Consider the following 3,465-nt stretch of genomic DNA (forward strand, 5'->3'; position numbering starts at 1 on the left):
TGTGGAGGATTTATCCGACCAAGTTTTAGTCACTGCTTTCACGCGATGTCAAATTCTTATTGCTTTATCCGACCCGTTGGCTCACACGACGAAAAACGCGGACCGAAGCATCCGATGGCAGGTACCAACTAAGTTTGCCACAGATAAATTGCGCTCGCAACTAGAACCAAAGTACCAAACCCGCGAAGGAAATCAGCTGGGTAGTTTCGATATTGCTGAGTCGTCCAACCATAAAATCCTGTCCAATCAGAAACTTCGTCGGGTGCCACGGCGCAAATGAATCCACCCAACGCAGCAAGTCCTGGAAGAAGTGCCTGCTCCATTGGATTAGTAGAAACCACTTGCCAGACGCAAAATCCCATCAACGAAAACACGATTCCGATGAATGCAATTTGATACCTGAGTTCGGCGAGAGCAATCTTAAGTCGATCGAACACGGTGTCGCGTGGGGCAGAAGGAATGGCGTTGCGCTACGACGGGCCTCATCCGTCGCGTAACGAGGCGCACTAATTTGCATAACGAAATGCGACCGATCCGGGTACCGGAGGTACCCGGATCCAACGGGCGTTGAACGTTGTCGACCATCACCTGGGTCGGGTTGGCGGGGAAGCGATCCGCGTCAGAATGATTCTATTGCAAAGGATCGCTGTGATGTCATTCCCGCAAGAGACAACTGCAGCGGGGGAGAGACTGCGGCGGGCGATGAATCCTTTGCACCTTCTACCTGCGTTTCCATGTACCAATCGGTCTATCCCCCACCCATTGCCTCGACCCAATGCTGTCGAAACGCCTGCAACCGAAGCTCCGCATACCACGACGGACACCGCTGATCTCAACGCTGAAATAAATCCCGCCAACTGATCCGATGATGCCAGAGTTTCTCGGCAACGCAACGTGCAGGCTACCGCACTACCGCACCGTCGACCGATTGCTATCTCGTCTCCGTGCCTTCGTGCCTCTGTGAGAGCCCCCCGGACCAATCGATCTCACGGAGGCACCAAGACACGGAGAATCAATGTTGATCCACACAAAGCGATTGAAGTCCACCCCTCGTTTCGGATGCTTGGTTGGTGTGGAGGATTTATTCGACCAAGCTTTGGTCACTTTCCGGTTCCAACCGCCAGGGAATCAACAATACAAATCGCACCGGAAGTGAAGGCAAACGGGTCGAGCACATTCGACTGGCAACACGAGGTCCACCGTCACCAAGACCGAGTTGCCCCCAATCCACCGAGCCTGCGAAACTGCGAAACTGCCGCCCCTCGGCATCACGCAACCGGCGTTCTTGAACAGAGAATTGAGCATCGGCTCGTCCGCTCAAATAGCCAGCCCCTCTTCAGGATCGATAGAGAACCAATGCCAACACCGCCGTGCTTTCATGCGATGTCAAATTCTTATTGGTTATTTTGCTTCGTCGATCGTTGCGTCACCAGACGAACCAAGTGCGGTGAGCAACGGGCCAAGAATTGCCTGATTTGATGCCACGTCTTCTGATCGACATGTACAACGAAGTTTGAACAGCGTGTTGGTCTGCGCCCAAACGTAGATATCAGAGGCGAGAACCATACCGTCAACTGTCAGATGATACTGTGACCACAATGCTTGTTGCGGTGAGTCGCCGAGTTGGACGGTTTTGGATTGCGTCTCCTCTGCATCCTGCCAATAGCCGAGTTGAACTGCCTGTTCGATCCCGTTTTTTGCGTGCCGCATCTCCTCATTGACGAGCGATGAATTGACGTCATTGGGAATTGAGGTGTGGCCGCGAGTGAACTGGTACAGCGTGACGGCTAATCCTGATTCATGCTCGTAGGCGACGGTAAATCCGTGATCAGCTGGCGGTAACGGTCGCATTTCAGTTTTTGACCACCCGGGTGGCGTGGCAAGAGTAATGATTGGTGCTGGCGAAACGGTGTTCTGTGCTTCACGTTCGGCTTCGGCAACAGCGTCGAGTAACTGCTGCCGCTCGGAAGATGAGATCTGAGACGGCGTGTCAGACGACGCTGGGTGAGAGCGATCGCATCCACAGATGCTGACGAGCAGCAAGGCGAGAAAGATCAGCGGCAGAAATGTGTGGTGCATCATTTGCAAAATAACGTCAGCCGTCACCGAGGACGGACGATGGATTTTCCACTTCAAAAACCACGCAAGCCGTCCTTCGGGCGAGTAGACCGGGGTCTCTTCGGTTTAGGTTAGGGTTTGTGTTCCCTGTTTGCCACAGGTTTCCCGAGCGTGGTCCCGGAAGATTCATGGCATCGGCATCGATCGACGCAAATTCATCGTTGGCAATCGATTGCGAGTAGCGGGCAGAAGAGCCGCCTGAGCGACTGTGGCTGGCGTTTTAGAGACCCAGCGTGGCTGTTCATCAACCCCGCCCGGGCGATTCCCGCAGGCTGCATCTTGCGCACCCGAGATGGGGGGATACAGAGAGCCTCTTTGCGACATTTGCGGCATCATGCTACGTTATTCGCGGGACGCTTTGTTACTGCAGGGCCGCTGTCTCCCTGGTCATTCCCACCTTCCTTTTCTGCGGAAGCTTTCACGCTTCTCAATCGGTAGCCTCTTGAAAGTCCCCCCGCGTATCAAACCACTGATCGAAGACGGGCTCGTCGACAAAGTCCTGGGCTCACTGATGAGCGGCAAAGAGGCCCAGGTCTTCTTGGTACGTTGCGGCGACGAGACTCGCTGTGCCAAGGTGTACAAGGATGTTGCCAAACGCAGTTTCAAGAACGCGGTGCAGTACCAGGAAGGCCGAAAAATCCGCAACAGCCGCCGACAGCGGGCAATCGAAAAGCGGTCTAAATTTGGCCGGGATCAACAGGAAGTGGTATGGCAACGGGCCGAAGTCGACGCGCTGTACAAACTCGCCGATGCGGGTGTCCGAGTCCCCAAGCCCTACGGTTTTTTCGATGGCGTGCTCTTGATGGAACTGATCACCGATGGTGAGGGCGGCGTGGCACCGCGACTGAACGACATCACCCTGTCGGCCGAACAAGCGGTAAAAGATCACGCCACCGTCATGATCTATGTGTTGCGGATGCTATGTGCCGGGTTGGTGCACGGTGACCTCTCGGAATTCAATGTCCTGCAGGACGAGACAGGGCCGGTCATCATCGACTTCCCACAAGTCGTCAATGCATCAGGCAACAACAATGCCAAGACGATGTTGCAGCGCGACGTTCGGAACATCACCCAATATTACGCACAGTTTGCTCCGCAGCTGGCGAAGACTCACTACGCCGAAGAGATGTGGGAACTGCACGAAAAAAGCGAGCTGGCCCCCGATCTGAAACTGACCGGCAAATTCAAATTTTCAACCGCAGCAGCCGATGTCGATTCTGTCCTGCACATGATCGACATCGCCTACGAAGAAGAACTGGACCGACAGGACCGATTTGAAAACGGCTGATTCAGCCACCTCGTCCACCAAGCCAGCGGGCAATCGGTCAATACCGCTAAATCGAGATT

The 3,465-nt window shown here is 54.5% G+C and carries 3 protein-coding genes; 2 read left to right on the forward strand and 1 reads right to left on the reverse strand.

What is annotated here, in order from left to right:
• Positions 1-280, forward strand: a 280-nt coding sequence (locus tag NHH03_RS01495) for a hypothetical protein (protein WP_253153948.1), incomplete at its 5' end; no start/stop codon positions are given.
• A 1,121-nt stretch (positions 281-1,401) separates the two neighbouring features.
• On the opposite strand, the gene NHH03_RS01500 is transcribed toward NHH03_RS01495, so the two are convergent.
• The gene (locus NHH03_RS01500; RefSeq protein ID WP_253153949.1) at positions 1,402-2,136 is read right to left on the reverse strand and encodes a hypothetical protein; all 735 of its coding nucleotides are present in this window, start codon (positions 2,134-2,136) and stop codon (positions 1,402-1,404) included.
• A gap of 424 nt (positions 2,137-2,560) precedes the next feature.
• Here NHH03_RS01500 and NHH03_RS01505 point away from each other — a divergent pair, with 424 nt between their 5' ends.
• The gene (locus NHH03_RS01505; RefSeq protein ID WP_253153950.1) at positions 2,561-3,406 is read left to right on the forward strand and encodes a PA4780 family RIO1-like protein kinase; all 846 of its coding nucleotides are present in this window, start codon (positions 2,561-2,563) and stop codon (positions 3,404-3,406) included.
• Positions 3,407-3,465 lie beyond the last annotated feature (59 nt).

The organism is Stieleria tagensis, assembly GCF_024129865.1.
Taxonomy (GTDB): Bacteria; Planctomycetota; Planctomycetia; order Pirellulales; family Pirellulaceae; genus Stieleria; species Stieleria tagensis.